The 24,199-nt window shown below is 60.3% G+C and carries 39 protein-coding genes and 2 tRNA genes; 9 read left to right on the forward strand and 32 right to left on the reverse strand.

Annotated elements, in window-relative coordinates; all coding sequences use genetic code 11:
• Window positions 1-20: 20 nt before the first annotated feature.
• Both DL1_RS16615 and DL1_RS16620 read left to right on the forward strand, forming a co-directional pair.
• A complete protein-coding gene (locus tag DL1_RS16615) occupies window positions 21-1,076 on the forward strand; it encodes a phage portal protein (RefSeq protein ID WP_038068346.1) in 1,056 nt (351 codons plus the stop codon).
• A 24-nt stretch (window positions 1,077-1,100) separates the two neighbouring features.
• Window positions 1,101-1,316: a hypothetical protein gene (locus tag DL1_RS16620; protein ID WP_038067780.1), complete on the forward strand. Its 216-nt coding sequence runs from the start codon at window positions 1,101-1,103 to the stop codon at window positions 1,314-1,316.
• Between the two features lie 311 nt (window positions 1,317-1,627).
• On the opposite strand, the gene DL1_RS16625 is transcribed toward DL1_RS16620, so the two are convergent.
• Window positions 1,628-1,864 (reverse strand): hypothetical protein, encoded by a 237-nt coding sequence (locus DL1_RS16625; protein WP_038068352.1) that lies wholly within the window; start codon window positions 1,862-1,864, stop codon window positions 1,628-1,630.
• Window positions 1,865-1,935: 71 nt separating this feature from the next.
• Here DL1_RS16625 and DL1_RS16630 point away from each other — a divergent pair, with 71 nt between their 5' ends.
• The 3 genes from DL1_RS16630 to DL1_RS16640 are packed head-to-tail and all read left to right on the forward strand — an operon-like array spanning window position 1,936 to window position 3,928.
• Window positions 1,936-2,604, forward strand: a complete 669-nt coding sequence (locus DL1_RS16630) for a hypothetical protein (protein WP_038068353.1) — start codon at window positions 1,936-1,938, stop codon at window positions 2,602-2,604.
• Window positions 2,601-2,837, forward strand: coding sequence for a hypothetical protein (locus DL1_RS16635; protein WP_051693635.1), 237 nt, complete (start codon window positions 2,601-2,603; stop codon window positions 2,835-2,837). The genes DL1_RS16630 and DL1_RS16635 overlap by 4 nt, the downstream gene beginning before the upstream one ends.
• Complete coding sequence (locus DL1_RS16640; RefSeq protein WP_038068354.1) at window positions 2,837-3,928, forward strand: tyrosine-type recombinase/integrase; 1,092 nt, start codon at window positions 2,837-2,839, stop codon at window positions 3,926-3,928. Before DL1_RS16635 ends, DL1_RS16640 begins: the two co-directional genes overlap by 1 nt.
• A gap of 41 nt (window positions 3,929-3,969) precedes the next feature.
• Here DL1_RS16640 and DL1_RS16645 read toward each other — a convergent pair.
• The 14 genes from DL1_RS16645 to DL1_RS21910 all read right to left on the reverse strand — a co-directional run bounded on the left by DL1_RS16645 (window position 3,970) and on the right by DL1_RS21910 (window position 12,657).
• A tRNA-Phe gene (locus tag DL1_RS16645) sits at window positions 3,970-4,045 on the reverse strand.
• A gap of 230 nt (window positions 4,046-4,275) precedes the next feature.
• The gene (locus tag DL1_RS16650; RefSeq protein WP_038068357.1) at window positions 4,276-4,455 is read right to left on the reverse strand and encodes a DNA gyrase inhibitor YacG; all 180 of its coding nucleotides are present in this window, start codon (window positions 4,453-4,455) and stop codon (window positions 4,276-4,278) included.
• On the reverse strand, window positions 4,452-5,486 hold the full coding sequence (locus DL1_RS16655; protein WP_038068359.1) for a ribonuclease E/G: 1,035 nt from the start codon (window positions 5,484-5,486) through the stop codon (window positions 4,452-4,454). The genes DL1_RS16650 and DL1_RS16655 overlap by 4 nt, the downstream gene beginning before the upstream one ends.
• Window positions 5,483-6,055: a Maf family protein gene (locus DL1_RS16660; RefSeq protein WP_038068360.1), complete on the reverse strand. Its 573-nt coding sequence runs from the start codon at window positions 6,053-6,055 to the stop codon at window positions 5,483-5,485. Before DL1_RS16660 ends, DL1_RS16655 begins: the two co-directional genes overlap by 4 nt.
• Before the next feature lie 10 nt (window positions 6,056-6,065).
• Window positions 6,066-6,284, reverse strand: coding sequence for a translation initiation factor IF-1 (gene infA, locus DL1_RS16665; RefSeq protein WP_036636451.1), 219 nt, complete (start codon window positions 6,282-6,284; stop codon window positions 6,066-6,068).
• 82 nt (window positions 6,285-6,366) lie between these two features.
• Window positions 6,367-7,260, reverse strand: coding sequence for a carbon-nitrogen hydrolase family protein (locus DL1_RS16670; RefSeq protein ID WP_038068423.1), 894 nt, complete (start codon window positions 7,258-7,260; stop codon window positions 6,367-6,369).
• An 8-nt stretch (window positions 7,261-7,268) separates the two neighbouring features.
• On the reverse strand, window positions 7,269-7,850 hold the full coding sequence (locus tag DL1_RS16675) for a GNAT family N-acetyltransferase (protein WP_038068361.1): 582 nt from the start codon (window positions 7,848-7,850) through the stop codon (window positions 7,269-7,271).
• Window positions 7,850-8,257, reverse strand: coding sequence for a ketosteroid isomerase-related protein (locus tag DL1_RS16680; RefSeq protein ID WP_038068362.1), 408 nt, complete (start codon window positions 8,255-8,257; stop codon window positions 7,850-7,852). Before DL1_RS16680 ends, DL1_RS16675 begins: the two co-directional genes overlap by 1 nt.
• A gap of 5 nt (window positions 8,258-8,262) precedes the next feature.
• Window positions 8,263-8,718 (reverse strand): arsenate-mycothiol transferase ArsC, encoded by a 456-nt coding sequence (locus DL1_RS16685; RefSeq protein ID WP_074855027.1) that lies wholly within the window; start codon window positions 8,716-8,718, stop codon window positions 8,263-8,265.
• Window positions 8,715-9,194 carry a UPF0262 family protein gene (locus DL1_RS16690; protein WP_038068364.1) on the reverse strand — a complete coding sequence of 160 codons (480 nt, stop codon included), beginning with the start codon at window positions 9,192-9,194 and terminating at the stop codon, window positions 8,715-8,717. Before DL1_RS16690 ends, DL1_RS16685 begins: the two co-directional genes overlap by 4 nt.
• The gene (gene hisD / locus DL1_RS16695; RefSeq protein ID WP_038068365.1) at window positions 9,194-10,504 is read right to left on the reverse strand and encodes a histidinol dehydrogenase; all 1,311 of its coding nucleotides are present in this window, start codon (window positions 10,502-10,504) and stop codon (window positions 9,194-9,196) included. Before hisD ends, DL1_RS16690 begins: the two co-directional genes overlap by 1 nt.
• A gap of 189 nt (window positions 10,505-10,693) precedes the next feature.
• Complete coding sequence (locus DL1_RS16700) at window positions 10,694-11,170, reverse strand: DUF2948 family protein (protein ID WP_038068367.1); 477 nt, start codon at window positions 11,168-11,170, stop codon at window positions 10,694-10,696.
• Window positions 11,171-11,217: 47 nt separating this feature from the next.
• Window positions 11,218-12,486, reverse strand: coding sequence for a UDP-N-acetylglucosamine 1-carboxyvinyltransferase (gene murA / locus DL1_RS16705; RefSeq protein ID WP_038068368.1), 1,269 nt, complete (start codon window positions 12,484-12,486; stop codon window positions 11,218-11,220).
• On the reverse strand, window positions 12,487-12,657 hold the full coding sequence (locus DL1_RS21910; protein ID WP_169740913.1) for a hypothetical protein: 171 nt from the start codon (window positions 12,655-12,657) through the stop codon (window positions 12,487-12,489). It abuts the gene before it with no gap.
• 116 nt (window positions 12,658-12,773) lie between these two features.
• On the opposite strand from DL1_RS21910, the gene DL1_RS16710 reads away from it, so the two are divergent.
• Window positions 12,774-12,848 (forward strand) — tRNA-Thr (locus tag DL1_RS16710).
• Between the two features lie 47 nt (window positions 12,849-12,895).
• Here DL1_RS16710 and DL1_RS21010 read toward each other — a convergent pair.
• The 5 genes from DL1_RS21010 to DL1_RS16740 all read right to left on the reverse strand — a co-directional run bounded on the left by DL1_RS21010 (window position 12,896) and on the right by DL1_RS16740 (window position 14,993).
• Window positions 12,896-13,960 (reverse strand): tyrosine-type recombinase/integrase, encoded by a 1,065-nt coding sequence (locus DL1_RS21010; protein ID WP_081856381.1) that lies wholly within the window; start codon window positions 13,958-13,960, stop codon window positions 12,896-12,898.
• Between the two features lie 178 nt (window positions 13,961-14,138).
• Window positions 14,139-14,426, reverse strand: a complete 288-nt coding sequence (locus DL1_RS16725; protein ID WP_038068370.1) for a hypothetical protein — start codon at window positions 14,424-14,426, stop codon at window positions 14,139-14,141.
• Window positions 14,423-14,635, reverse strand: coding sequence for a hypothetical protein (locus tag DL1_RS16730; RefSeq protein ID WP_038068372.1), 213 nt, complete (start codon window positions 14,633-14,635; stop codon window positions 14,423-14,425). The genes DL1_RS16725 and DL1_RS16730 overlap by 4 nt, the downstream gene beginning before the upstream one ends.
• A complete protein-coding gene (locus DL1_RS16735) occupies window positions 14,632-14,841 on the reverse strand; it encodes a hypothetical protein (protein ID WP_038068374.1) in 210 nt (69 codons plus the stop codon). Before DL1_RS16735 ends, DL1_RS16730 begins: the two co-directional genes overlap by 4 nt.
• Window positions 14,838-14,993: an Arc family DNA-binding protein gene (locus tag DL1_RS16740; protein WP_038068376.1), complete on the reverse strand. Its 156-nt coding sequence runs from the start codon at window positions 14,991-14,993 to the stop codon at window positions 14,838-14,840. Before DL1_RS16740 ends, DL1_RS16735 begins: the two co-directional genes overlap by 4 nt.
• A gap of 74 nt (window positions 14,994-15,067) precedes the next feature.
• Between DL1_RS16740 and DL1_RS21015 the strand changes: the two genes are divergently transcribed.
• From DL1_RS21015 to DL1_RS16755, 3 genes are all read left to right on the forward strand, one after another.
• A complete protein-coding gene (locus DL1_RS21015; RefSeq protein WP_051693637.1) occupies window positions 15,068-15,439 on the forward strand; it encodes an Arc family DNA-binding protein in 372 nt (123 codons plus the stop codon).
• A 38-nt stretch (window positions 15,440-15,477) separates the two neighbouring features.
• On the forward strand, window positions 15,478-15,804 hold the full coding sequence (locus DL1_RS16750) for a hypothetical protein (RefSeq protein WP_038068378.1): 327 nt from the start codon (window positions 15,478-15,480) through the stop codon (window positions 15,802-15,804).
• 128 nt (window positions 15,805-15,932) lie between these two features.
• Window positions 15,933-16,181: a hypothetical protein gene (locus DL1_RS16755; RefSeq protein ID WP_038068380.1), complete on the forward strand. Its 249-nt coding sequence runs from the start codon at window positions 15,933-15,935 to the stop codon at window positions 16,179-16,181.
• A 394-nt stretch (window positions 16,182-16,575) separates the two neighbouring features.
• Here the strand turns inward: DL1_RS16755 and DL1_RS16760 are convergent, their stop codons facing one another.
• The 12 genes from DL1_RS16760 to DL1_RS16815 are packed head-to-tail and all read right to left on the reverse strand — an operon-like array spanning window position 16,576 to window position 24,190.
• Window positions 16,576-16,932: a phage tail assembly chaperone gene (locus tag DL1_RS16760; RefSeq protein ID WP_038068381.1), complete on the reverse strand. Its 357-nt coding sequence runs from the start codon at window positions 16,930-16,932 to the stop codon at window positions 16,576-16,578.
• Window positions 16,932-19,277, reverse strand: coding sequence for a phage tail tape measure protein (locus DL1_RS16765; RefSeq protein ID WP_051693638.1), 2,346 nt, complete (start codon window positions 19,275-19,277; stop codon window positions 16,932-16,934). Before DL1_RS16765 ends, DL1_RS16760 begins: the two co-directional genes overlap by 1 nt.
• Window positions 19,278-19,286: 9 nt before the next feature.
• The gene (locus DL1_RS16770; RefSeq protein ID WP_038068382.1) at window positions 19,287-20,885 is read right to left on the reverse strand and encodes a terminase large subunit; all 1,599 of its coding nucleotides are present in this window, start codon (window positions 20,883-20,885) and stop codon (window positions 19,287-19,289) included.
• Window positions 20,863-21,264, reverse strand: a complete 402-nt coding sequence (locus tag DL1_RS16775) for a phage terminase small subunit P27 family (protein WP_038068385.1) — start codon at window positions 21,262-21,264, stop codon at window positions 20,863-20,865. Before DL1_RS16775 ends, DL1_RS16770 begins: the two co-directional genes overlap by 23 nt.
• Window positions 21,264-21,602, reverse strand: coding sequence for a phage head closure protein (locus DL1_RS16780; protein ID WP_038068389.1), 339 nt, complete (start codon window positions 21,600-21,602; stop codon window positions 21,264-21,266). Before DL1_RS16780 ends, DL1_RS16775 begins: the two co-directional genes overlap by 1 nt.
• Window positions 21,602-22,012 (reverse strand): DUF3168 domain-containing protein, encoded by a 411-nt coding sequence (locus tag DL1_RS16785; protein WP_038068391.1) that lies wholly within the window; start codon window positions 22,010-22,012, stop codon window positions 21,602-21,604. The genes DL1_RS16780 and DL1_RS16785 overlap by 1 nt, the downstream gene beginning before the upstream one ends.
• Entirely contained in the window at window positions 22,009-22,440 is a 432-nt protein-coding gene (locus DL1_RS16790) for an HK97-gp10 family putative phage morphogenesis protein (RefSeq protein ID WP_038068393.1), read from the reverse strand. Before DL1_RS16790 ends, DL1_RS16785 begins: the two co-directional genes overlap by 4 nt.
• Window positions 22,440-22,739 (reverse strand): head-tail connector protein, encoded by a 300-nt coding sequence (locus tag DL1_RS16795; protein WP_038068394.1) that lies wholly within the window; start codon window positions 22,737-22,739, stop codon window positions 22,440-22,442. Before DL1_RS16795 ends, DL1_RS16790 begins: the two co-directional genes overlap by 1 nt.
• Before the next feature lie 7 nt (window positions 22,740-22,746).
• Window positions 22,747-22,953: a hypothetical protein gene (locus DL1_RS16800; protein WP_038068395.1), complete on the reverse strand. Its 207-nt coding sequence runs from the start codon at window positions 22,951-22,953 to the stop codon at window positions 22,747-22,749.
• A 4-nt stretch (window positions 22,954-22,957) separates the two neighbouring features.
• Complete coding sequence (locus DL1_RS16805) at window positions 22,958-23,437, reverse strand: hypothetical protein (RefSeq protein ID WP_038068396.1); 480 nt, start codon at window positions 23,435-23,437, stop codon at window positions 22,958-22,960.
• A gap of 4 nt (window positions 23,438-23,441) precedes the next feature.
• Window positions 23,442-23,807, reverse strand: coding sequence for an HNH endonuclease (locus DL1_RS22310; RefSeq protein WP_038068397.1), 366 nt, complete (start codon window positions 23,805-23,807; stop codon window positions 23,442-23,444).
• Window positions 23,807-24,190, reverse strand: a complete 384-nt coding sequence (locus DL1_RS16815) for a hypothetical protein (RefSeq protein ID WP_038068398.1) — start codon at window positions 24,188-24,190, stop codon at window positions 23,807-23,809. The genes DL1_RS22310 and DL1_RS16815 overlap by 1 nt, the downstream gene beginning before the upstream one ends.
• Window positions 24,191-24,199 lie beyond the last annotated feature (9 nt).

Genomic DNA, 24,199 nt, shown 5'->3' on the forward strand with positions numbered 1-24,199 from the left:
CCATATCGGAGGCAGAAATAATGTGGCCTTTTAAACGCAAAACCGAAACGCGGGCGGCTTCGACCTATACCGCGCAGATGATCCAAGCCCGTGCCGGATACATCACAGGCACAACCGGGCGGGCCGAACTCACGGCGACCGTTCAAGGGGCGGTGACGCTCTGGGAAAACGGCCTGAGCCTTGCTGATGTTGATGGCACCGATCTGTTGACCCGGCGTTCTCTGGCGATGGCTGGGCGAATGCTGGCGCTGCGAGGCGAGGCGCTTTTCTATATCTCGGAAGATACGCTTTTGCCTGTCTCTGATTGGGAACTATCAACCCGGCTTTCCCGGCCTGTTGCGTATCGCCTGACCCTGCCAGATGTGGGCGGCGGCAAGACTATGACGGCTCTTGCGGGCGAGGTGCTGCACTTCCGTATCGGGGCAGATGCAAATCAACCTTGGCTTGGCACGGCCCCCTTAAAACGCGCCAGCCTCTCGGCGGATCTGCTGGAAACCATCGAGCGGGCGCTTGTGGATGTTTACGGCGATGCGCCCCTAGGTTCCTCAATCGTGCCAATGCCTGAGACGCCGGAAACCGATCTTGCGGATATTGCACGGGGCTTTCGTGGATCACGGGGCAAGGTGCTAGTGAGGGAAAGCGTCCAAGTGCAGGCGGCGGGTGGACCTGCGCCAATGCAGGATTGGCGGGCCAATGACCTCACCCCCGACTTGAGCAAGGCGCAGATGGGCGAGACGCTGGACAAGGCGCGCGACCAAATCAACGCGGCGTTTGGCATCCTTCCCGGCCTGAATAACAAGGCGACCACGGGGCCGATGGTGCGCGAGGCACAAAGGCACTTGGCGCAATGGACCTTGCAGCCGATGGCGATGGGGATGGCTGAGGAAGCCAGCGAAAAGCTAGGCGCGGCGGTGATGATCGACACGCTTAGGCCGCTGCAAGCTTATGACGCAGGCGGGCGCGCAAGGGCTGCGGTTAGCGTTGTGCAAGCCTTGGCTGCGGCGAAAGAGGCGGGCGTTGATCCTGACCAAGCGTTGAAGCTGGTGAACTGGGGCCAGAATGACGGGGCTGCGTGATGTGTTTAATATGGAGAATGAACTATGAATAAAGACTATACCGAAGCCGAAGCACGGATGCAGTTTTACGCGGACACTATCGGGGTTCATCCCCCTTCGCGCCTCTTGTCCGAGGATGGAGCGCCTGCGCCAGAACTGCTTAATTTTTGTGTTCGCTATGGTGCCTCTCTGGATTGGATTTTCCTAGGCGATGTGCGCCGAATGATTCGCGATAGCTACGAGGTGGCGCGACAAGGTTAGGGCTGGGGCGCGCCTAGCGGGTTAGTCTCCGCAAAGCGTCTGGGATTAGTCGGTGAGTGCCCGATCTTCATGGCGAAAACCCCGACACGGCACGGCCCCCTTTACTCCCTCGGGAGCCTCCTCTGGGGACGCGGTGCAGGATTGGCACGTTGGAAGCGGGGCTGATCAGGGGGCCAAAGCTGCGTGATGCAGCCTTGGCCCTACTTTCTTCGCGTGAAGGAGAGATCACCGCAAAGGATGGGCCTCCTCAGGATCAACGAAAAATGGCGTTTCAGGGCATGACTCGCCATGATGTCGTTATTTGACCTAGGTTAGTCAAAACGCCAGCGGGATTCCGTTTTTTCAACCTCAATGGCGCAACGCTTCCCTGCATAGTCAAAGTGGCGGGCGATTACTTTGTAAGTTGGGCTGGAATCGTCCCACCTCAAGTAGTCGCCCACCATTGGGATCACAGCTTCTGTGGCCGTGTCCGTGTCAAATTCGTGGATCGGCGCAGGATCGTAAGCCCCGCCGGGGTTATCTAAGAATGCTCTTACGCTGAATTTCATGGTTTTTCCTCTTCGTGTTTGGTTTCGATTTTTGTGTTGCAAAAATATATTCTAAAAGGTATACATGCAACATGAAAGCAAAATCACTCATTCCCATTCTTGCCGAAATCTGGGGCGTCGACCAAGATCGTGCCGACAAGATTGATCGTTCTCTAGCAGACGGCGGTATGCGTGCGAAAGGTAAAGGCCGCGCAGTTCCAGAGATGACGCGACTTGAAGCAATCCACTTCTTGATTGGTTGCATGGTTACTCGCGTCCCATCCCGTGCCGCCGACGAGGCGTTACCTTGGATCGAAGCCGATGGTCTTTTGCCAGTGATGCCTGTGGCTGCGCCGGACGTAGACGAATGGGACGACGAAAGTGACCTGAGTGAGCGGCTCAAAATTTACAATGCTACACAGCCGTTTTTTGAGAAAATGGCTTATCCGGCGAAATCTAGTAAGTTGATTAAGCTGACGGACTATCTGCTGATATTGTGCCGCCTGTTTGAAAGCCCACGCTTTAATCCCGATGGTATCATCTTCAGAATTAGCACCTCTCATCCGATGGCTACTATCGAGTTTCAAGACAACCGAGGCGCAGTGATAGATTCACTCGGTTTTTTTGATAAAACTGATCAATCCGACGATATGATTGATCCAAGGTATGCGATTGATCAGAGCGCGACCGTCTATGGCGGCGCTTTGTTGGCAATCGCAGCAAGAACAAAAGACCCTTTGCAAATGGAAAATCAGGCATGAGTAGTGCCAGCCTGAATATCAGCGTGGTAGAAAAGCGGATGCTGAAGCAGGCAGAAGCGGCAAGTTACACTGGCCTTGCGGTGAAGCACTTTAAAGCGGCCTGCCCGGTCCAGCCTATCGAGTTGCGCCCCGGCACGGTTCTTTATGACAAACGCGATTTAGATGTGTGGATAGACGGCATGAAAACCGGCGCAGAAATGGCATCGCAAGACGCCATTTTGGGGAGGTTGTAATGACGCTTATCAGGGTTAAAGGGTTCAAGATTTTCAAAGATCGACATGGAAAGCCGCGCTGCTATCATCGCGTCACGGGGCATAAGATCGACTTAGAAAAGACCCCGTTGGGATCGGCTGAGTTCTTTTCGGAATGCGCCAACATTGCAGCCATTGCCGAAGCAAGAAAGGCGCAAGCTCCAAAGCCCGGAACTCTTGGCGGTATAATCAGCGCCTATTTTGAAACTGAGCATTTTGGCAACTTAGCGGACGCGACAAAGCGCGATTACCGCCAATGCTCTAATTTCCTGCACCCGATCTGCGACACGCCCGTCTCCGCGATAACGACTCCGCTTGTGTCGGGTATCCACGACAAGGCAGCGGGCAAGATCGGCTGGCGGCGGGCAAACATGGTTCGCACATTCCTGAGCCAAGTATTCCGCTACGCCATTCCTAAAGGACTAATTGACCGGGACTATGCGGCTGGCGTCATTCCCAAGCCGCGCCCGAAAGATCGCCCCTATGCCAACCGGCCTTGGACGGTCGAGGAACGCGCTGTTGTTTTGGATCGGGCTGCGCCGCATGTTCGGGTTGTGATCGCGCTGATAATGAATACAGGTCTCGATCCATCCGATGCGCTAAAGCTGACTCGGCGTCAAATCGACGGAAACACAATTTGGGGTTTCCGGGGCAAGACAGGCGAAGAAGTTGCCATTCCTATCGGGCCAACGCTGCAAAAGGCTTTGGATGCTGCCCCTGCGCATGATTCTGTTACGATCCTTGCCACGTCCAGCGGAAAGCCTTGGACCTACAACGGCTTTTCGACGGTCTGGCACCGCTTCAAAAAGAAACTGGAAGCTGATGAGGCGGTTCAATCCGGCCTTACGCTAAAGGGACTACGCCACACCGTTGCGACCACTTTGCGCGAGGCTGGGCTTGAAGAAAGACAGATAGCTGACCTGCTGGGGCAGAAAACCCCTGCAATGGCGCGCCATTATTCTCGCTCTGCGAACCTTGCGGAGCGCAACCGCGAAACCATGAACACTCTCGAAAAGGAGAACGAACGCAGATCTCAAGTTGTCAAACCATTCGTAAAAACTGTCAAACCCTGAAAGGCTCAGAAATGAATATCGAGCAATATCAAGAGTTTAAGTGGTGCCCGGAGACGGATTTGAACCGCCGACACGCGGATTTTCAATCCGCTGCTCTACCAACTGAGCTATCCGGGCATCTTGGCAACACGGCCTTGGTGCAGCGGTTACTAGACGAGGGGCGCTAGGCTGTCCAGAGGGGTTTGGCAGATTTTTTCGCCTTTCTCCGAAGCGTGTTGATGGGCTGCTTCAAAGGGTAGTGAAAAGCGTCTGTCTCACGCGGCGCGGACGGGCTTTCTGGGTCCGTCTGAACCCTCAGCACTCCAAAAGCCGCACGCGAGACAAAGCCATACGACCCAGCCCCTTGATCAGTGCGGCTTTACAGGCGGCTCGGGCGCATCCGAGCTGCGGTCGTCTTCCTCGACCGCGTCGCCGGGGATCACGTAAGACCCGTTCAACCAGCGCGCCAGATCGACATCGGCGCAGCGCCCCGAGCAAAAGGGGCGGTATTTCGGGGCCGGCTCCTTGCCGCAAATCGGACAGCTCATGACGCATCTCCCAGCAGGGAGGCGAGGGCAACACGGTCGCGCTTGCGTTGCAACTCGAAATTCCCCAGCGGCGTCCAGCCAGCCAGCGCGCTCTCGGCCTCGCCCTTGAAAGCGGTGCGCAATTGCTGCTCGAGCGCCTGACGGTCCCGTTTGGAGATCGGCACGAAATCCACCGTGACCTGCCCGCCGAGCCCGCGCAGGCGCAGCTGACGGGGCAAGGCGCGCGCGGCCGCAATATTGGCCTTGAGAGCAGCTGCAGGCGAGGTGTCATTGCCGGTATTCACATCGACGGCGATCAGTGCACGGGTCTGCTCGATCATCATGTGACCGCCGCCGGGAAGCTCCACGAAGGGGCCAGACAGCGCGTCGATCGCATCGCTTACGCCGTGATCGTCGAATCCCCCCTCGACCACCTCGTCGGGGGCCGGATCGGTCCAGTCGCGCCACGCTTCTTCATGCGGGGTGACCGCGTCGACCAGCAGTTCGGGACCGCCGCTCAGATCGGCCATCACGGCCTCGCAAAGTGCACGCATCTCGGCGATATCCTCGGCAATCTCTGCTGGCTCGGCGTGAACGGCGCCCGAACGCATGATCAGCCCAGCCTCAGAGCCCGCCATCCCGGCTTCCGCCAGCGCCTTGAGGCTCGCACGCAGGTCTTCGTCGCGAATCCGGCGCGAGATATTGAGCCCCGGTGCCGCCGGGGTCACGATGACATGGCGCGATTTGAAGAGAACCCGCAGGCTGACGGGCAGCGCCTTGCCGGGCTCCGAGCCGCCAGAGACCTGCACGATCACGCTCTGGCCCGGGCTGAGCCCTTTGACCTCGCGCAGGAAGCCCCGCGCGCCATCGGGCAAATCGACGAACACGCCGCCCTGCCCTTTCATCTGGCGTCCGACCACGGCGCGACAGATGGCGCCGGGCGCCAATGCCACGCCCGGATCGATCAAAAGCTCTTCGAGCTGCCCATCGACCATCAGCGCGGCCGCCTCACGCCCGCCGATCTGATCGAGCAAGATCACCCGTCCAATCATGTCTCGTCTCTCCTGATCCCGGCGGCAGCCAGAAGGCTCGCGGTTTCGGCCAGCGGAAGCCCCACGACGCCGGTATAACTGCCTTTCAGCCAAGGGACAAAGGCACCGCCCAGCCCCTGAACCGCATAGCCGCCCGCCTTGCCGCGCCATTCGCCGCTCGCGAGGTAGCCGTTCACGTCGTCATTGCTCAGCGGTTTGAATTTCACGACCGTATCGACAAGCCGCTCGCGCAGCCCCTCGGCGCTGCGTACGGCCACGGCGGTCAAGACGTGATGCCTGCGCCCAGAGAGCAGCCAGAGAAACTCTGCCGCCTCTTTTTCATCTTCGGGTTTGCCCAGAATGCGCCGACCACAGGTCACGGTCGTATCGGCGCTCAGGATCACCTCATCGGCGGCGATCTCAAGCGCCATCGCTTTTTCACGGGCCATGCGCGCGACGTAATCGCGCGGGGCCTCCCCGCGTGCCGGGGTCTCATCGATATCGGCAGGGCGCACCGCTGCGGGCTCCAGACCCAATTGGGCCAAAAGCTCCCGCCTGCGCGGGCTTGCCGATCCCAAGATCAGTTTCAAAGGGCGCGCTTCACTTGAAGCGGTAATTGATGCGACCTTTCGAGAGGTCATAGGTGTTCATTTCCACCTGCACCTTGTCGCCTGCCAGAACGCGGATGCGGTTTTTACGCATCTTGCCTGCCATATGCGCGATGATCTCATGGCCGTTTTCAAGCTCGACCCGGAACGTCGCGTTAGGCAGGAGTTCCTTCACGACACCGGGAAATTCGAGCATTTCTTCCTTGGCCATGGTCACTCCGTGTTTAAAAACCCGCGTCATATGCGGGCGAGCGATTTAATGCGCCGGCAAACTCCGAAATTCAAGGGCAATGTCAAGCAGAGCTTGCCTTTTCGTGCAAGATCTTGATCGCTTCGGCCTGTTTGGGCTGCTCAGACCAATGCTTGAAGAGCAAAACCGTTCCATCCGCGCGCGACTGTGTGACCTGCGCGAGATCGACCGTGGCCACCACCCAGCCCGGAGAATCGAGCCCCCCTTGCGCGATTACACCGGTCTCGGGCCACCCGGCATCGGGGGGACCATAGAGACCAGCAGCCCCCCGGTTCTCGTCAACAGCCGGGCACCACGGGGCCGGGCCAACCGTCGGGGCCTGCACGCTCACGCATTGATTTTCCAGCGCCCGCGCCATCGCCCCGATGCGGACGCGCGAATAGCCCGCCACCGCTTCGGTCGCCGAAGGCACAAGGAGCAGTTCCGCCCCGGCCTCGCAGAGCGCGCGCGCCAGCAACGGAAACTCGCTGTCATAACAGATGGTCACGCCGATCTTGCCAAGGCTGGTGTCGAACAAGACCAACCCGTCGCCCCCCTCAACCGACCAGTCCTCGCGTTCGAACCGGGTCATGATCGCTTTGTCCTGATGGCCAATCAGCCCCGTGGGCGCAAAAAGGCTCGCCCGGTTGAGCCTGCGCGAGCCCTCGATCACTGGTCCTGAGGGCGCAAGGATATGGCACTCATGCTGATGGGCGAGACGTGCGAACAGCTCTTCCATCTGCGGGCGCAATCCCGCGACATGTTGCAAGGCCGCCTCAAGATCACCTGCCACGTCCGGACCACCAAGGCTTGCCAGCTCCATCGCGCCATATTCGGGAAAGACCAGAAGATCCGCACCCTGCCCGACCGCATCCATCACCCAGCCCTCGAGCTTGGCCTCATAGGTCTCCCAATCCTCGAGCCAATCGAGCGGATAGGCTGCGGCGGCGATGGTGATCTCGCGTGTCATAACTGTCGTCCCCAGAATTGCAGGTCTTTGCCGGTTTGGCATGTCTCGCCCAGATCCGTCCAGTCGAACCGCGCGATGACGCCGGGCAAAGGCGCATATCCGCGCTTGCGCCAGAAACCATCAAGCGGACGGTAATCGGCAGGGCGCAGGGGATGCCTGTCCGGCCGGATCACCGAACAAAACACCGCATGGCTGCGCCCAAGCGCCCGGGCATGCGCCTCTCGGTGATCGAAGAAAAGATGACCCAGCCCCTGCCCGCGATACTCCGGCAGCAGCACCGATTCCGCGCAGTAGAAGACCGTGCCCAGATCCAGCCCGGTCGCCTCAAAGGGGGCCGCGAAATCGGCGGCGTGATCCTCGAGCGGCGTGCCTGTCGCCGCGCCCACGAGCCGCGCGCCGTCAAACGCGCCCACGACAAGCGCCGCCTCCGACTGGCGGTAGCTCTCCAGATAGCGCCGCTCATAATCCAGCGATCCGTCATAGATATAAGGCCAGTCGCGAAACACCGCGATCCGCAGCGCCGCGACATCATCGAGCGCGGCGTCAAGCGCCTCCCCTCTGAGACGGCGCAGCTCCATCAGCGCACCTGCGCCATCCAGTCGCCAAGGTTGTAATAGGTCACGACCCGGGTGATCCGCCCTTCAGCCAGCGTGAAAAACGCCCCCGCAGGCAGCACATAGGACTGGCCGCGCGCCTCGGGCAGCCCCTCATCGGTTTCCAGATAGACGCCGTTGACAATGAACTCCGCCGCCGCGCGCGTACCTGCATCATTGGCCATGACGACGATATCGGTCAGCGTCTCGCGGTAGCAGCGGCTCATATGCGCGTTGAACTCGGCGAAGGCCGCGATGCCGTGGCGAATCTGCCCTTCGTTGACGTGATGGGCGAAAGGCTCTGCCAGCAGCGCCTCCATCCCCTTTGTGTCGCCGCTGTTAAAGGCGTCATAATAGCGCGTGATCGTATCGAGCGCGTGGGCACGGGGCATGGCAGTCACTCCTTGGGCGGGCCGAACCGGTCGATCAGATGGGTGCGCAGCTGCTCGCGGGTGTTGCGATAGGCGGCGAGCTTGGCCTCGCGTGCTTCGCCCATTCCGGTTGGATCCATGATCGGCCAATATTCGACGTCGAGATGAAAAAACCGCGTCAACTCAAGCGCTTGTCGCTGAGATGCCGGGGAGAGCGCAATCACGAGATCGAAGGCCGACAGATCGTCGCCCCATTCCTGCAGCTCTTGAAACGAGCGCGCCCGGTGGCGCTCCAGATTGATACCGATCTCGCCCATGACGGCGATGGTGAACCCGTCGATCTCAAGATCCGCCTTCACCCCAACCGATTGCACATAGACCTCTGTGCCGTAAAACGCCTTCATCATCCCTTCGGCCATCGGCGAGCGCGTGGCGTTATGATCGCAGGCAAACAGAACCGAAGAAGGCAATGCGTGCATCATCCCCTCGGCGCCAGCACGGCCACGAGGGTAAACAGGCGCCGCGCGGTATCGATATCGACCTCTGCCTTTCCCTCAAGCCGCTCCTGCAAGATCCGCGCGCCCTCGTTGTGAATGCCGCGCCGAGCCATGTCGATCGCCTCGATCTGGCTTGGGGGGAGTTTCTTCACCGCTTCAAAATAGCTCTCGCAGATCTGGAAGTAATCCTTCACCGCTTGGCGGAAGGGCCCGAAGGACAGGTGAAACTCCACCACCTTATCCCCGGTCTCCGTTTCGGTATCAAACACCAGCCGCCGGTCGCGCACGCCGAGATTGAGCACGAACGGCCCTTCGGGTGCGGGCGCATCTTCACGTCCGGGAATGCGGAAGCTGTTATCTTCGAGCAGGTCATAGACCGCAACCCTGCGCTCCTGCTCAAGCTCGGCGGAAGGTGCAGGCAGCCCGCCCGTATCCAGCTCCAGACGTGAGATCCGCGCCATTATTCCTCTCCTTCGTTGAGCGCATCGAGCCGGGCGCGCACGCTCAACCCATGTGCCTCGAGGCTTTCAGAGATCGCCAGACATTCCGCGGCCGGACCGATCGCGCGCAACGCGCCGGGGGACATCTTGGCCAATGTGGTCCGCTTGAGAAAGTCGAGAACCGACAATCCGCTGGAAAAACGCGCCGAGCGCGCGGTCGGCAACACGTGGTTCGGCCCGCCGACATAATCGCCAATTGCCTCGGGCGTGTAGGCGCCCAAGAAGATCGCGCCCGCATGGGTGATTTTCTCCGACAGCGCGTCCGGATCAGCGACGCACAGCTCCAGATGCTCGGGCGCCACGCGGTTCGACAGTTCCGCCGCCTCATCGAGATCGCGCACCACAATCACCGCGCCGAAATCGCGCCAGCTTACCCCCGCAATCGCGCGGCGCTCCAATGTCTCGAGCCGCGCCTCGACCGCGCGCGCGACCGCTTGGCCAAACTCCGCATCGGTGGTGATCAATATCGCCTGCGCGCTCTCGTCATGCTCGGCTTGGCTCATCAGATCCAGCGCGATCCAATCCGGGTCGCCCGTGCCATCCGCAATCACGAGGATCTCCGAGGGGCCCGCGATCATGTCAATGCCCACACGTCCGAACACCCGGCGCTTGGCGGCGGCGACAAAGGCATTGCCCGGCCCGGTGATCTTGTCGACCGGCGCGATGGTCTGCGTGCCGTAAGCCAGAGCCGCAATCGCCTGCGCCCCGCCCACGCGGTAAACCGTATCCACCCCCGCGATCTGAGCGGCGAGCAAAACCAGCGGATTGACCACGCCGCCCGGCGTCGGACAGACGACAACCAGCCGCTCGACCCCCGCCACTTTGGCCGGGATCGCGTTCATCAGCACAGAGGACGGATAGCTGGCAAGCCCGCCCGGAACATACAGCCCCGCCGCAGATACCGGCCCCCAGCGCCAGCCCAGCTCAGCCCCGCTGGCATCGCTCCAGCGCTGATCCTCGGGCATCTGGCGGGCGTGATAGGCGCGGATGCGCTCGGCTGCGAGCTCAAGCGCCGCGCGCTCGGCATCGGGCACTTTTGCGATTTCGGCGGCGATTTCCTCGGGCGTAAAGGCCAAGCTCTCAGGCGTAAGCGAGAAGCGATCAAACCGCTCGGTCAGCTCAATGAGCGCCGCATCGCCGCGCGTACGCACATCCGCGATGATCTCGGCCACCACCGCATCCACATCCGGGCTGTCCTCGCGCTTCATCCCCAAAAGATCGGTGAAGCGGGCGTCGAACCCCTCTTCGCGCGTGCTCAGATACTGCGGCATCGGCTACTCCTTGTCCGTCTATGGAATTAGAGCCTCAATCGCGTGCCCGCAAGCACGCCGTGGATTAGGAAGCGCATCTCCCAGTCTTCCCCTGACACAAATATCCCCCGCGGAGCGTCCGACATAAAGGGCGGGAGCCTCCGGCGGGGATATTTAGATCAAGAGGAAGCCAGGCTCACTCAGGGCGGCTCACTCAGGATGCCGGGGCGCTTTGCCCGACGGCGCGACATAGGGGCGCTCCACGTCGCGCAGGTCGATATCGAGGCATTCGACCTCCGCCGCAATCGCCCCGTCGCCCGCAAGCGTCAAGGTCACCCGCCCGGCGCCGTCCTGCGCGGGTTCAAAGCCGATATCGAGCACGGAGAGCACGAGATCGCTATCGCCGCGATCAATCCCTTGGCTTGAAACCTGCGTCACATCCGCGATGACCAGAAGCGCGCGCACCCGTTCATAGGGGCGCCCCTCGGCTTCGGCCTGCGGTTTGTCTTCCCAGCGGAAGCGGTTGATCAGCAGAGCCAGACGGCGCGCCTTCGCATCCCAGACGATCTCGGTGATCGGCAAGACGGCGTCCTGCACAAGCGCCGAGAGCACCGACAGATCCGCCTCGGTCTCGGCGCGCAGGCTCAGCGCGCCCTCGCCGCCATCTTCAAATCTTGCATCTGACATCTTTGTTCTCCCAGACGAGGACCGGATCGTTTCGCGAGATTGCGCGCTCAGTCCGCCTTCACACGCTCGATCTGAGCCCCGACCGCGCTTAGCTTGTCTTCCACGCGCTCATAGCCGCGATCGAGATGGTAGACGCGGCTGACGACGGTTTCGCCCTCGGCGGCCAGGCCTGCGAGAATCAGCGAGACCGAAGCACGCAAATCCGTCGCCATCACGCGCGCCCCCTTGAGCTTTTCGACGCCATGCACGGTCGCATGTCCGCCATGAACCTCTATATTCGCGCCCATACGCAGCAATTCCGGCGCGTGCATGAAGCGATTCTCGAAGATTTTCTCTTCCAGCACGCTGGTCCCTTCGGCGGTGCACAAAAGCGCCATCATCTGCGCCTGCAAATCGGTCGGGAAACCCGGGAAAGGTTCGGTCACCACGTCAACGGCGCGGACCCGGCCATTCTTGCGGCTAACCTTGACGCCATCCTTGGTCTGCTCGACGGAAATCCCCGCCGCATCAAGGCGCTCGCAGAAACTCTCGATCAGATCAACGCGCCCGCCCAAGCATTCCACCTCGCCGCCGCAGATCGCTGGAACCAGCATATAGGTGCCCAGCTCGATTCGGTCGGCCACGACGGGATGCGTCGCGCCGTGCAGACGGTCGACGCCCTCGATCACGATTTCCGAGGTGCCGTCGCCTTCGATCTGAGCGCCCATCGCGCGCAGGCAAGTCGCGAGATCGACGATCTCGGGCTCACGAGCGGCGTTTTTCAAAACGCTCGTCCCCTTCGCAAGGCTCGCCGCCATCAGGAAGTTCTCAGTCGCGCCGACCGAGGCGAAGCGCATCTCATGCGTGGCCCCTTTCAGCCCGCCACGCGTCTTGGCGTGCAGATAGCCCTCTTTCAACTCGATCTCGGCGCCAAGCGCGGTGAGCGCATCGACATGGATATCCATCGGGCGCGCGCCGATCGCGCAGCCGCCGGGCAGCGAGACCACCGCATGACCCAGCCGCGCCAGAAGCGGGCCAAGCACGAGATTGGAGGCGCGCATTTTGCGCACAATGTCGTAATCCGCGACCGGGTTGATCTCGCCATGGCATGACGCGGCGAGCACCTTGCCCTCCTGCAATGTCGAGATTTCGGCGCCCAGAGAGGCCAACAATTCGCTCATCGTGCGAATGTCGGACAGGCGCGGCGCATTGGTCAGCGTCAGCGGCTCATCGCTCAAAAGCGTGGCCGGCATCAGCGCCAGACAGGCATTTTTCGCGCCCGCGATCGGGATCTGTCCCTTGAGCGGGCCATTGCCGCGCACGATGATACTGTCCATTCAACTGCCCTCGTTCTTGTCGTTATCGGTTGGGGTCGCCTCGGGCTTGCGCGCGCGCGACTGCGCTTTGCGCTTTTGCAGATTCGCACGCAATGCAGCCGCCGAACGCGCGTCGCGACGTCGTTTTGCGGCTTCTCCGGCGCCTTCGTTATCGCGATTATCCTGTGTCATGGAGCCTCGTTTACCCTGCTCGGGAAATCCTGTCGAGAGAGAGGCAAGATTTGCACTTGCACCATAGCGCGATTGCGTCTAAATCCCCGCCACGGTCGAAAGACCACTGAAACGGCGCTGCTGTAGCTCAGGGGTAGAGCACTCCCTTGGTAAGGGAGAGGTCGAGAGTTCAAATCTCTCCAGCAGCACCACAACTTACCGGATTTCGCGGCAATCGCTTGCACATTTATCCGCACAGTTATCTCCTTTCGATGATTTCAAGCGCCCGCTCTTGGTGATGCGGGCTATGGTGCCAGTAGTGCTTTCGAATCGTCTCAGGCGACGTGTCGAAATACTCAGCGGCATCCTCGACGCTCAGCCCCTTCATCACCGCCCAGGTGATCGCGGTATGCTTGAGAACGTGAGGCGTTACGCCTTCGATGCCAGCCCGCTCAGCCGCGCGCCGGATACCTGTCTTGATGCTCGCGATCGGCTTTCCTCGGAATGAAACGACATGCGTTCCACGGTAGCCTTTCCATCGCAGCAAATGCCCGCGCAATTGGCGTGGAGCACGGATGCGACCGCGCCGCTTGTTCGTCTCGGCTTGCCCCTCAGCACGAAAGCGGATTACTCCGGTATCGAGATCAACGCGGGTCCAAATAAGCTCGAGGATCGCGCTTGCGCGCCGCCCGGTGTAAATGCTCAGAATGATGAAGCGGCGCACATGAGGCTCTGCGCACCAGACCAGCGCCGCCACCTCTTTGCGCGTCAGCCACCGATCACGCGGCTCGCCAGCTTCGGGCAAGGTGACTGCAATCGGATGGATCAGCAGACCCTCGGAATGAGCGTGATTAAGTGCGGCTTGCAAAACGCCCAGCTCGCGCCGGACGGTTGAAGGGCTGGCGGAAAGCGTCCGCGTGATCGTCTTCCCTGTCTTCGTGGTTGTCGTGGTGGTGCGAGGCTTCGCGCGCTCGCGCTCGTAAAGGCGGCAGGTCGAGCCTTTCACTGCGTCACAGGTCAGATCCGCCCAAAACGGCGCGAGAGCTTGGACTGAATAGGCGAGCGTTCCCGCCGCGCCGATCTTGGCCCCCTTGTCGTCAACGTATCGGGCCAGCACCTCACCCACGGTTAATTCGCCCGGATGGGCAGGACCGCGCCGCGCTTCCGGCTGTCTGCCGGTGAGGTAGTCAGCGAGTGCCTTTTCAGCCTCTCCACGCTGGCCAAAGCTAAAGCCTGTCCGCTGCATCCGGTTTCCGTCTCGGATGATCCATTGCCCCTCATCCTTTCGGAAGTAGAGGCGCGCGGGCTTTCGTTGTCTGGGCATTGCAGAAACTCCTCAATAGCCTGACGGTTCGTCAGGTAGTTCCGGCCAACCTTCACCGCCCACAATCGCCCATCCCGTCGAGCCTTCCGCAGCGTGTTTACCGTGACGCTGGAATGAACCTTGGCCGCCGCTTCGGCCAAGGTCATCATTTCAAGATTGTCGGGATGAGGATCGTGCATCAGGCCGCCTTCTCCGCGCGCTCAGCGCCTCGTGCTTCGGCCACCTCAGCTTCGGTCAGCCCCTCAGGCGATCCGCCAAGGCCCACCCACTCCATCAGGCGAGAGCGCTCTACATCGTCCAGCTTTTCCCGGGCCATGCGGGTCAAGGTCTCTTGGCATTGTCGCGCGTCCGAGCCGTTGGCGTAGGTGAACTCATGCAGGCAATCGATGGCGTATAGAAGCGCTTTGAGATCATGCACCACATCGTCGGTGCGCTCGTGGTTTGTTTTGTGATGGTCGACGATCATGCTGCACCCTCTTCCTGACGCTCAATCGCGTCTAGGGCGTTACCGAGCCTCGACGCTCTCGTTTGCGCCTGCTCCAGCAAGCCAACCATGTCTGCAGGATCAAGACCCGATAGAATAGCCATCGAAGCCTCCAAGAGAGCTTCAATAATCAAAGCCTCTGTGTGCATCTGGCGGGCACTGAGCGTTTGGGACACGTTTTCGTAGGTCATGCCGCGCCCCCGTCCATTTGCTCAATCACATCGGAAGCCAACGCAGCGATGCATTCGAACAAGGATTTGTATGACGTGGTAACGTCGATGCTCAGCGTCGTGTCTGTCGCAGCCGCACCAATCCTGCATAGGTCCAATATCGCGTAGCAGTTGCCCTCTGCGTCAACGGGCACCGACTTGTCATAAAGCGAGCTCTTGTCGATCATGCCGCGCCCTCCTTTTGCACCCGGTCCATCCGGTCGCGCACCGCGCGGATAATCTCGCTGTTCTGGCTTGCACCGTTCCGTTTCGCTTGCTCCGCGATCCAGTCCTTCAGGTCGCCGGGCAGCCTAAGCTGCAGTGCCTTTTTCTCCGTCATTGCCTTCACTCCATGATGTCCTAAGGATATCATGTCCAAAGGACATCATTGCGTCAATGATAAAATCGTGTCCAATGGCCATCATTATGGCAGATCAAGAAAACCGGACTCTAAACGACAAGTTCATGCTCCGCCTTCCCGATGGGATGCGGGAGAGAATTAAGGTGATCGCCGACAAGAACGGTCGCAGCATGAATGCGGAAATTGTGGAGCTTTTAGAGCGACACATCCCGAGTATTCCTTCCGTCAAGGATGTAATCGAAAGCAGTGATTACATCGCATTCCAGTTGAAAGAACTCTTGGAGCGCGATCCCGACTTGCTTGACCAGAGAACGATGATCACAGCAAAGTCGCTGATGCGAACGCTGAATGAGCTAGACGAGCGCCTCAAGGCCGCGCAAGACCGGAAGACGAATGAGATAAAAAGCTCACGACGTCGACAATAAAATTCCCTTTAATTCCAAATATTTAATGAGATTTCTCCATGCCCTCTTATCAAGTTGACCTGACTTCTCTCCCCAAAGACGAAAGCGCCATCCCCGGATATAAAGTGATCTTGGCTGCTTGGCAGAAGATGTATGACGCCCTCGACGCCGGAAAGACCCCTTCCGAAGTTGATCTGAATGAGGCAATGCAGACCGCGCGCAATGCCATGACCGTTCGCGAGCTGGGCTTTATGAAAGATCTGGAGGCCGAGCTAGCCGCAGAGCATGTTTCCTTGCGTCACGCGAAACTTACAGGCGGCCTCTACAAAATCCTGATGGACCGTCACGGCTTCAAAGTCACCAGAAAAAACGGCGGGCTTGGCTAAGGCATGGTGAGTGCAGAAGGGGCTGGATCACCCCCTCCCGGCACAGTCTAACATCGAAGCTATTCAATCCGCTGGGGTCGAATTCATCCCCGAGAACGGCGGCGGGGGGTAAGATTGAGGAGAAGCGAGTGAGTTCCGAAGAATACATAGAGATCCGCGCAATCATTGAGGCGAAAGCAGTCGCTCATCGAATGGCCATGAGCTTCATCATTCAAGCGGTCGAAAAATTGACCCAAAAAGAGGTGTCTCCTTCGGTGGCCAAGGCCCTAACGCAAATTCGCGAAGGCAATCTTATGATGATAGATGACGAAGATCCACTTCGTGCAGCGACAGACGAAGAGCTAGAAAACATAATTGACATGCTTTCTAGCGATTAAGACAACTCGAAAGCTCGCCGCTTCCTATATTTGATAAGAAAAGCGGCGGACTGCTCTGATCTAGCAATATCGAATTTCGTGATATTGTCCGTCCCCAAATTGAGGATGAACAGGAAACTGCGCTCAAGCGAATGCTCTTGCAATCCGGGCCCGCGCTGAAATGCGTCTGGCGGAGGAATACGACGCCGCGCAGGATCGTGCTGAGGTTACGCACAATGGGGAGCGCGGGAAAGCTATTCCCGATGAAAACGGCTTTTCTGATCCAGCCACTGCCTCAGACCTTGGCCTAGCCCGCAAGGACATCCACGAAGCCCGCCGCCTGTTCGATAATATGCAATCAATGCGCCGCGTGTCGCGATACGAACATCTCAGCGACTGTTCGGTTTGCGACAAATCACATGAACGCCGCGTCAAACAGCTCAGCAGTGATCCCCTGCTTTGACAGAGGCGGCAGCGTCTTGGTGCCCTCCGTTGGCGTTCTGGATCGAGACATAGCCCATTCCATCCAGACAGAATCCATCGCCACGATGATGGCGACGTGATGCGGCTCAAGGGGCACGCGCATCATCCGGCAATAGGCTTCGATCTCGGGATAGCTGATCGCCTCCGGACCGCCTGCATGGTGTCGCCGCGCGCGGGAAAGATCCAAGAAGGCAGAGAGCAGGTGTTGCCCCGCTTCGGGGATCGTCGCGCGCTGCCCTCTGAGGATTGCGCCAAGGGCTTTGCAGAGATGGGCTTGCAAACGGCTCATTAGCGCACCCTCGGATTGCGGGAGATTTGCTGGACACGATCAGGCAGCGCCTTGTTGAACGCCGATACATGTTGCTGCGAAATCTTGGTCGCCGATTGATCGACATAAGCCTTCCAGTTTCCATTTTGGTCCATGTCCACGGTCACGTTCACATCGACCCCCATGGTCCCCGCGCTTGCAGCCGAACCCCCAGCACTGCCGACATTCCCGCCCGACACATAGCCGCGCTTGGCCCGCTGGTGCATCGCCTCAAGGTTGCCCGACCCAATCGCCTGCGTGGCTTTTTTCGAGAACACGTACTCGCCGCGGTGAACCACACCTGCGGGCTGATTGGTGTCCCCGTCCCCAGTGTAGCCTCCCGTTGCAAAGCCCCCGAGCAAGCCACCCAAAAAGCCAAAGAATCCGCCGCCCGAGCCTGCCATTCCGGCGATACTCTTGTCGAGCTGCGCCTTGGCAATCTCCAACAGCAGGTTTGCGACTGCCTCGCGCGCAGAGTCGGCCCCTTGCAGCGCTGCCTCGAAGATCCCTGAGATTGCATCTGCGCCTTGCTGGCTCTGTTCCTTGGCGCGTGTGAGCTTGTCGGCGGCATCATCCGCCGCATCCCCGGCCTTGGCATAGGACAGGGCCAGCGTGTCGATCTGCGCGGCAAGTTCCGGGGTCACTGCCTTGCCCTCCTTCTGAGCCGCTGCAAGCAGCTTGGCTTTGACCCGCGCGTATTCCTGCGCATCGCCATAATCTCGGCCGGAATTCGCGGCTTCGAGCAGGGCCTGTGCCTCGGCTTGCAACGCGACCGTTTCCTGCGCGATCTGATCAATTGCCGCCTTAAACCCGTCGCGAGATCCGGCGCCACCGCCCGATGAGCTGGACGGCTTGAAGTTGGAAGGCGTGACCACATCGCCGGTAAACGGTGTGCTTGTCGGGCGCGGCGAAGACGTCGGCGCAAGCGGCGTGCCGGGCAGCTGGATATCGGCAACGGTCATGCCCGTCCCCGTGTCCATCCCCGGCGTGCCACCGGGCAGCGCTTTGCGCAACTCGTGTGCCTTGGGGAGCAAAGCCGTGATCGCCTTGCCCAGCGAGCCCAGCTGCGAAATCACCCCACCGAAACCCTGCGCGTCGATCCCCTGTAATTCCGAGAGCGCATCATTGGCGTTGCCTTGGATCACATCGAGCTTTTTGGCGAAGTCGTCCCCGTTGATGGTTCCCGCCGCGAATTCGTCGGCCACATCGCGCATATCCTTGGAAGCCGTTGCCAGGACAGACCAAAGCGCATCGTTCCCGAGCTGATCGGCCATGCCCGCCGCGCTGGCAAGCTGCATGGACATGCCCCGCGCATCTTCCTCAAGACCCTGATAGCCATTGCGCAGGTCTTCCACGCTGCGCACCTGTTCGTCCGTCAGTGCGCCCGCCTTGCTCAACTCATCAAAGACGTTATCCCCGAGGACAGAGCGCCCCTGCCCCTCATCCTTGAACATTTCGTCAAGCCGCGTGTTGAAGGCGTCGAAGGGCACATCGGCCAGCGCGACAGCCAGCTTCTTGCCGAACTGACCCACCCGTGTGGTCAGCTCCTGAAACTTCCGGTCGATCTCGGCGGCTTTTTGCACCATCTCATCATCCAGCACCGCGCCAACGTCATGAGCGCGCGCGATGGTTTTACGCAGCTCTCCGTCGCCCTTGGCCAGTAAGGCCACGAAGCGCTCGCCCCCGGTGCCGCCGAACACCTCATCCGCGATACGGATCTGCGCCGCCTTGTCAAAGCTCTGCATGCGCTTGACGATTTCGAGCATCAGCTTGGACGGGTCTTTGAGCCGCTTCTTAAGGTCAGTTGCCGAGAAACCGAGACGCTGGAACGATTGCGCCGCCGACCCTTGCCCAGTTGTGACGAACTCGTCGGCCCGTAGGCTCAGCTCTTTGAAGCCATCCGTGAGACTGTCCACCGCAATGCGGTTTTGCTCCGCCACGAACTTCCATTCCTGAAACGATTGCAGCGACAGGCCCGAGCGCTTGGCCTCATCACCGATCTCCGCGATGCCTCTCACGGTCTCGCTGATATTGGAGCTCAGACCGGCGAACGCCGCAGCGATCGCGCCACCGATCAATCCGCCGGCAAGCGCCTTGCCAAAAGAGCCGATCTTCATGCTCACGCCCGATACGGCCCGGTTGATCGAGGCGCTGGAGCGGTTCATGTCGGCTTCCATTTGCCGGGTCGCACGCCGCGAATTCCGACTGAGCCCGGTATAGGTCGTGGTGCCGCGCCGTTCGGCCCTTTGCATCTTCTTCTCGAAATCCGAGATCCGGGCTTCGAGCATCACGATCAGCCGCTCTTGGTCACCTGTGATAGCGTTCATCGTCAGCTCCTATGCAATAAACATGTCATCGGTGAACCAATCCGCCGATGTTGCCAGCCCGCCCTCATCGGCAGCGGCCCGCGCCACGGCCATTGCTGCCGCGACCGCCCCGTCAATCTTGTCTTTGGATTTGCCCTTGTGAAACGCGCGGTTGCCCGCCGAGTCCGTGCGCACTTCGATATTGGCGAAGTTCCAACGCAGCACCGGGTGCCCACCATGACGAAAGCGTCGTCCGACAATGGCGCGCTCCAGCTCCTTCACCGCAGGCGCCATGCTCACCCAACCCTGCCGGAACTCGACAGCCGGGAAGCCATCTTCAAGAAGATCATTGAGCATATTGCGGGCGAGGTGTGGATCGAAGGCGATCTCGCGCACATTGAACCGCGCGCAGAGCTCCCGGATCTGATCTTCGACCGCCCGGAAATCCACCACGTTGCCCTGCGTCGGGATGATGTGACCGTCTTCGGACCACGTGACATAGGGCACGCCCGCGAGGTCTTGGCGGATCTGCAATGTCTCTTCGGGACAAAAGAACCACGGGTGAACCTGATAGCCGTCTTGACCGTCGCGCCACGCCGCGACAACCGCAGTCAAGTCGTTGTTGCTGGACAGGTCCACTCCGAGCCAACACGGGGCCTGCGTGGCCTCTAGATCCGCCAGATCAACAGTCCCTGCCCCTTCGTCATAAACCGGCATCTCGACAAATGGATCGGTCGCATGGTCGAGCCAGATATTCAGATTGAGCTGGCGAAAGGCCTCTCGGTCTCCAATCCGGCGCGCGCCTTCCTTGGCCAACTGACGCAGCCCCTCGATATCAGGATAACCATGACGCAAGCCGGGGTTCACCTTGAACCAGACTTCCTCGTCCTGCCAATCGCAATCCCGATCAGCCTCAAAGAGAACCGGAAGGATCGAAGGATCATCGACCTCACCGCGTGCGATCTTTCGGGCATCGTCCACGATTTCCCAAGCGACATTCTCTTGCCCTCTCCCTGCCGTGGTCGCCACCACAAGCAGCGAGCCCGGGGTTTTCACAAGCCCCGAGCGCAGCACATCCCACAGCTCACGCTTTTTCCAAGCGTGCAGTTCATCGGCCAGCACGAAGACCGGCGTGCGCCCGTGCTGCGTGCCAGCATCCGCCGAGATCGCTTCACAGAAGCTGCGTTCCTTGGGGAAAGTGATGCGGTTGCGATAATCGAGGCAACGAATATGGGGGGCAATTTTTGGGTGAGCCGTGAGCAAGCCGCGCAGCTCCTCATAAGCGATCCGGGCCTGCTTTCGATCAGAGGCTGAGGTGATGACCTCCCCACCGGGCACCCGCTCCGGGCCTACCGTGTGAAGCGCCTCCAGCGCCGCCGCCAGCGAGGTTTTGCGGTTGCCGCGCGGCACAAGGATCACCACGGTCTTCACGACGCGCGTTCCATTCTCATGGCGCGGGCCATAAATCCTACGCACGATCCGCTCTTGCCAGAGATCAAGCTGGAAGGGCTTTCCCGACTTCGGATGACGCAGCATCTTGAGAAACTTCACGGCGCGTTCGCCATGGCCCAGCGGATCCGGGATCTCGCTGCCGTCATAGATCCAATCAGGAAATGTCGAGCGGGTCATCGTCATCTCCCTCGTCAGGTTCTCGAATGGCGGGGCGCGAGCGCGAGACCGGCGTCAGCCCCAGCTCAGCCGCAAGAAGCCGCGAGCGGGTCATCGCGTCGGCTTGAATGCCCACTGCCGGGTGCCGCTTGGGCATCCCTTCCACGACAATCACCGCGCCACCATTCGCAAGGAGCTTTTGCATTTCGCGCACCTGCCCAATCGCGAGGCAGTAGTTTTCCAGCGATCCAAGGTCCGCCACGGACAAGATCCGTCGCTCCGCAAGGATCGGCATCACGCGCTCCCATTCCTGAGCTGCGTCTTCGGGCATCCATTGAGGCGGGCCGAGATCGGTCACAGCTTCCGGGTCACGGCGCAACTCAGGCTTCGTCCCGCGCATTATGCACCCTCCCCATAGACTTGGGCCGCGAGAGCCGCGCAGCGAAGCTCAAGCCCCTTGCGGCGCCCCAGTTCGGTCACTTCCTTGATTTGATACGTTTTGCCGTCAAAGCTCACCCTGTTGGTGTTGGAGACGCCGGAGACGAAGCGAATGCGAAACACGATCACCGCTTCATCGGTGGCCCCGCCGGTTTGCATGAACTCTGTTGTGGACCGCTCGACCACCTCGGCGCGATATGTGCCCTGATTGGCCCATGCTTTCACCGGGCTTCCGTAGTCGTCCACGGTCGAGGTCGCGGATTGAATGGCGATAACTCGGGTGAGCTTTCCAGACTGCATCAGAGATCCTCCGAGACCAGCACCTCGACCGTCACGACCCCATGCGAGCTTTCTCCATCGGGATCGCGCATAAAACGGGTCGTGCTGATCTTGAGATCGCCGCAGTGGTAGGGCGCGGCGAGAGCGAGGCGCGAGCGCATAGACTGGCGGATTGCCCCGGCAATGGTCTTTACACCGGCCAGAGAAACTTCGCGCGTCCAAATGTGCAGGGTGTGATAGATCCGCGTGTGCGTCCGCTTGAGGCTTGTGCCAGCGTCCACTTCCTGCGTCTCCCCCATGATGATTGACGGGCGCGGGTTCGGTGTCTCGTTGCGATCAAGGATCGAGGTTGCAGGCACAAGCGTCGTGACGGCGGTGTTAGCCACCAGCCGCGCACGCATTGCCTTTTGAACCTCGATATCTGCGCTCATGTCTTGCTCTTCTTGATCGATCGCGTGATCGCGCGCTTGATTGCTTGGGAGGCCTTTTTCTGATGCAGCCGGACCGCAGGCCAGAAGAAGGGATGCGCGGGCACCGTCGAGCCATTGAAGCCGTTGCCGTGCCCATATTCGACAAGGTGGGCGTAGCGCACATCCGAGTTGCCAACAGTGACAGCGGCTTGATTGCTGCCCACCATCATCGAGCCTCCGGGCTGGGAATAAGCGGGAGTTGCCTCTCCCGGCCCTGTCACCTCGATACTGTCACGCAGATCACCAGATTCGACGGGCGCAAAGCTCCGCATGGTTTGGGCCATCTCATTGGCTTGCTTGATCAGCGTCGGCTTCACACCCTCGCGCACGTCCTTTGGGATCGCCCGCATACGCCGCTGAAATTTAGAGAGCCCGCCATCGTTGGCCATCAGAAGGTGAACCCCCGATATTCACGGACAATCTCGTCCACGCCGAACGGGATTTCGCGCAGCCCGTCGCCCGCAGCTTCCCGGTTTTCATACCAGTGCGCTGCGAGCTGAAGCACGGCCTCCTTGAGCGAGGGCGTGCCGTCTACGCCGAACTCGTCTTCAATCTTGAAACCCAGCAGCCGCTCGATGTGGTCTTGAGCCGCATCGATCTTTCCCGCCAAGAGGGTGTCATCGAGTTCTCCCATATCGTCGGTGAACGATAGCTGCGCTTTGAGATCATCCAGGGTCACGATACTCATGGCGACCTCAAAGCGGGCGGCTGGCGTTGACTTTGACGGTCGGGGGCACGCGCTCGCCCAAGATGATCCGGCTTTTGGTGGTCTCAAGCTCGAGCGCAAGCCCTGCTTTGGAAGCCGCAGACAGGATGCGGTTGAGGTTTTCGGCGGCGTCTCTCACATGCTGGACAATCTCAGCATCCGAGAGCGGTCCCACGCTTGTTACATCAAATGCCATCTGATCAGGCCTCCGCCGCGTTGACGCGCACAACGTTCGAGTTGATCCACAGCGTCGAGTTGAGCTTCATCACGTTGTCGGCGGTATCCAGCGCCTCAGAAGCCGAACCGACTGCAGCTGCGAAATACCGCTCGGACGGCGTGCCGCCTTCGGGGGCGTCATTGAGCACCACCTTGAAAGCATAGTCGAAGATCGTCTTTTCCGCCGAGATCAGCGCGAGCTGGCCCGGATCCGCGTAGTCAATGCCGCAGATCACCTCCATCGTGCCTGCATCACGCACGCCCTTGAGACGGCGTTGACGCCCGCTCGCCAAGCCCGCGAAGGTGATCTCATTCGAGGTATCGCCAAACTTGCCGAGGTTTTCGGTCTCCCCGACCTCCACCCAAGTTTCACCGTCGAAATCGGTCACGGTCAGATCATCCCCATCAACGGTCATCGATCCGCCGATAAACAGCTTCGCCCCGTTCGTTGCATAAATCGCCATTGTCTCAGTTCCTCTTGCTCAAGCGCCGTTCCAATCTCTGTTTGGCGCTGTTGTGATGATGGGCACAGAGGCCCTGCCAGTTCTTCGGGTCATCACGCAGCGAAGGGTCGCCCTTGTGCGGGATGATGTGATCTACGTGGGTCGCCTCTTCGCAGCAGCCCGGCCACTTGCAGCGCCGGTTGCCACGCATCGCGAGGAAGGCCTTCCGCTCCTTCTCCCAGCGCGATCCGTAACCGCGCTGAGTGCTGTTAGGCCGGGTCTTGTCGAAGCGCGCCTTGCGCTCCGCGTTGCGCTTGGCTTCGCATTTACACAGGACGCCGTGAGGAACACGGAAGCCACAGGGACAAATGCGAGGCCCGCGCACCGGCATCAGGCCACCGGACGATCAAGCGGAATGGTGACCGCCGAGGCCCCCGCCGCAATGCTCGTGCCGCCCGCCTTGCTCAGCGACAGGCGCACATAGCGCTTGAAGCCAACATAGCCGAGGCGATAGCTGGCGTTTGCCGCCAGCGTTGCCGGTGCATCGGTCTGGATATGCGCGGCATCAGCATCCGCGAAATCGCCCAATGTGGTGGTGTCGCTTTCTTGGATCGTCACCCCGAAGTCGCCCGAGCTGACGATTGCGCCCGTGTTGAGCACGAAGGCCACAGCCTTGGCGTTCTTGAGATCGATCACGCTCCCGGTTGCCGCCGCCGATTGAACGGCTGCAGTCAGCGCGGGCAGCGCAGCGATATTGCTGTAAAGGTCTCGCATGTCAGTCTC

Source organism: Thioclava dalianensis (genome assembly GCF_000715505.1).
In the GTDB taxonomy this organism is placed as follows: Bacteria; Pseudomonadota; Alphaproteobacteria; order Rhodobacterales; family Rhodobacteraceae; genus Thioclava; species Thioclava dalianensis.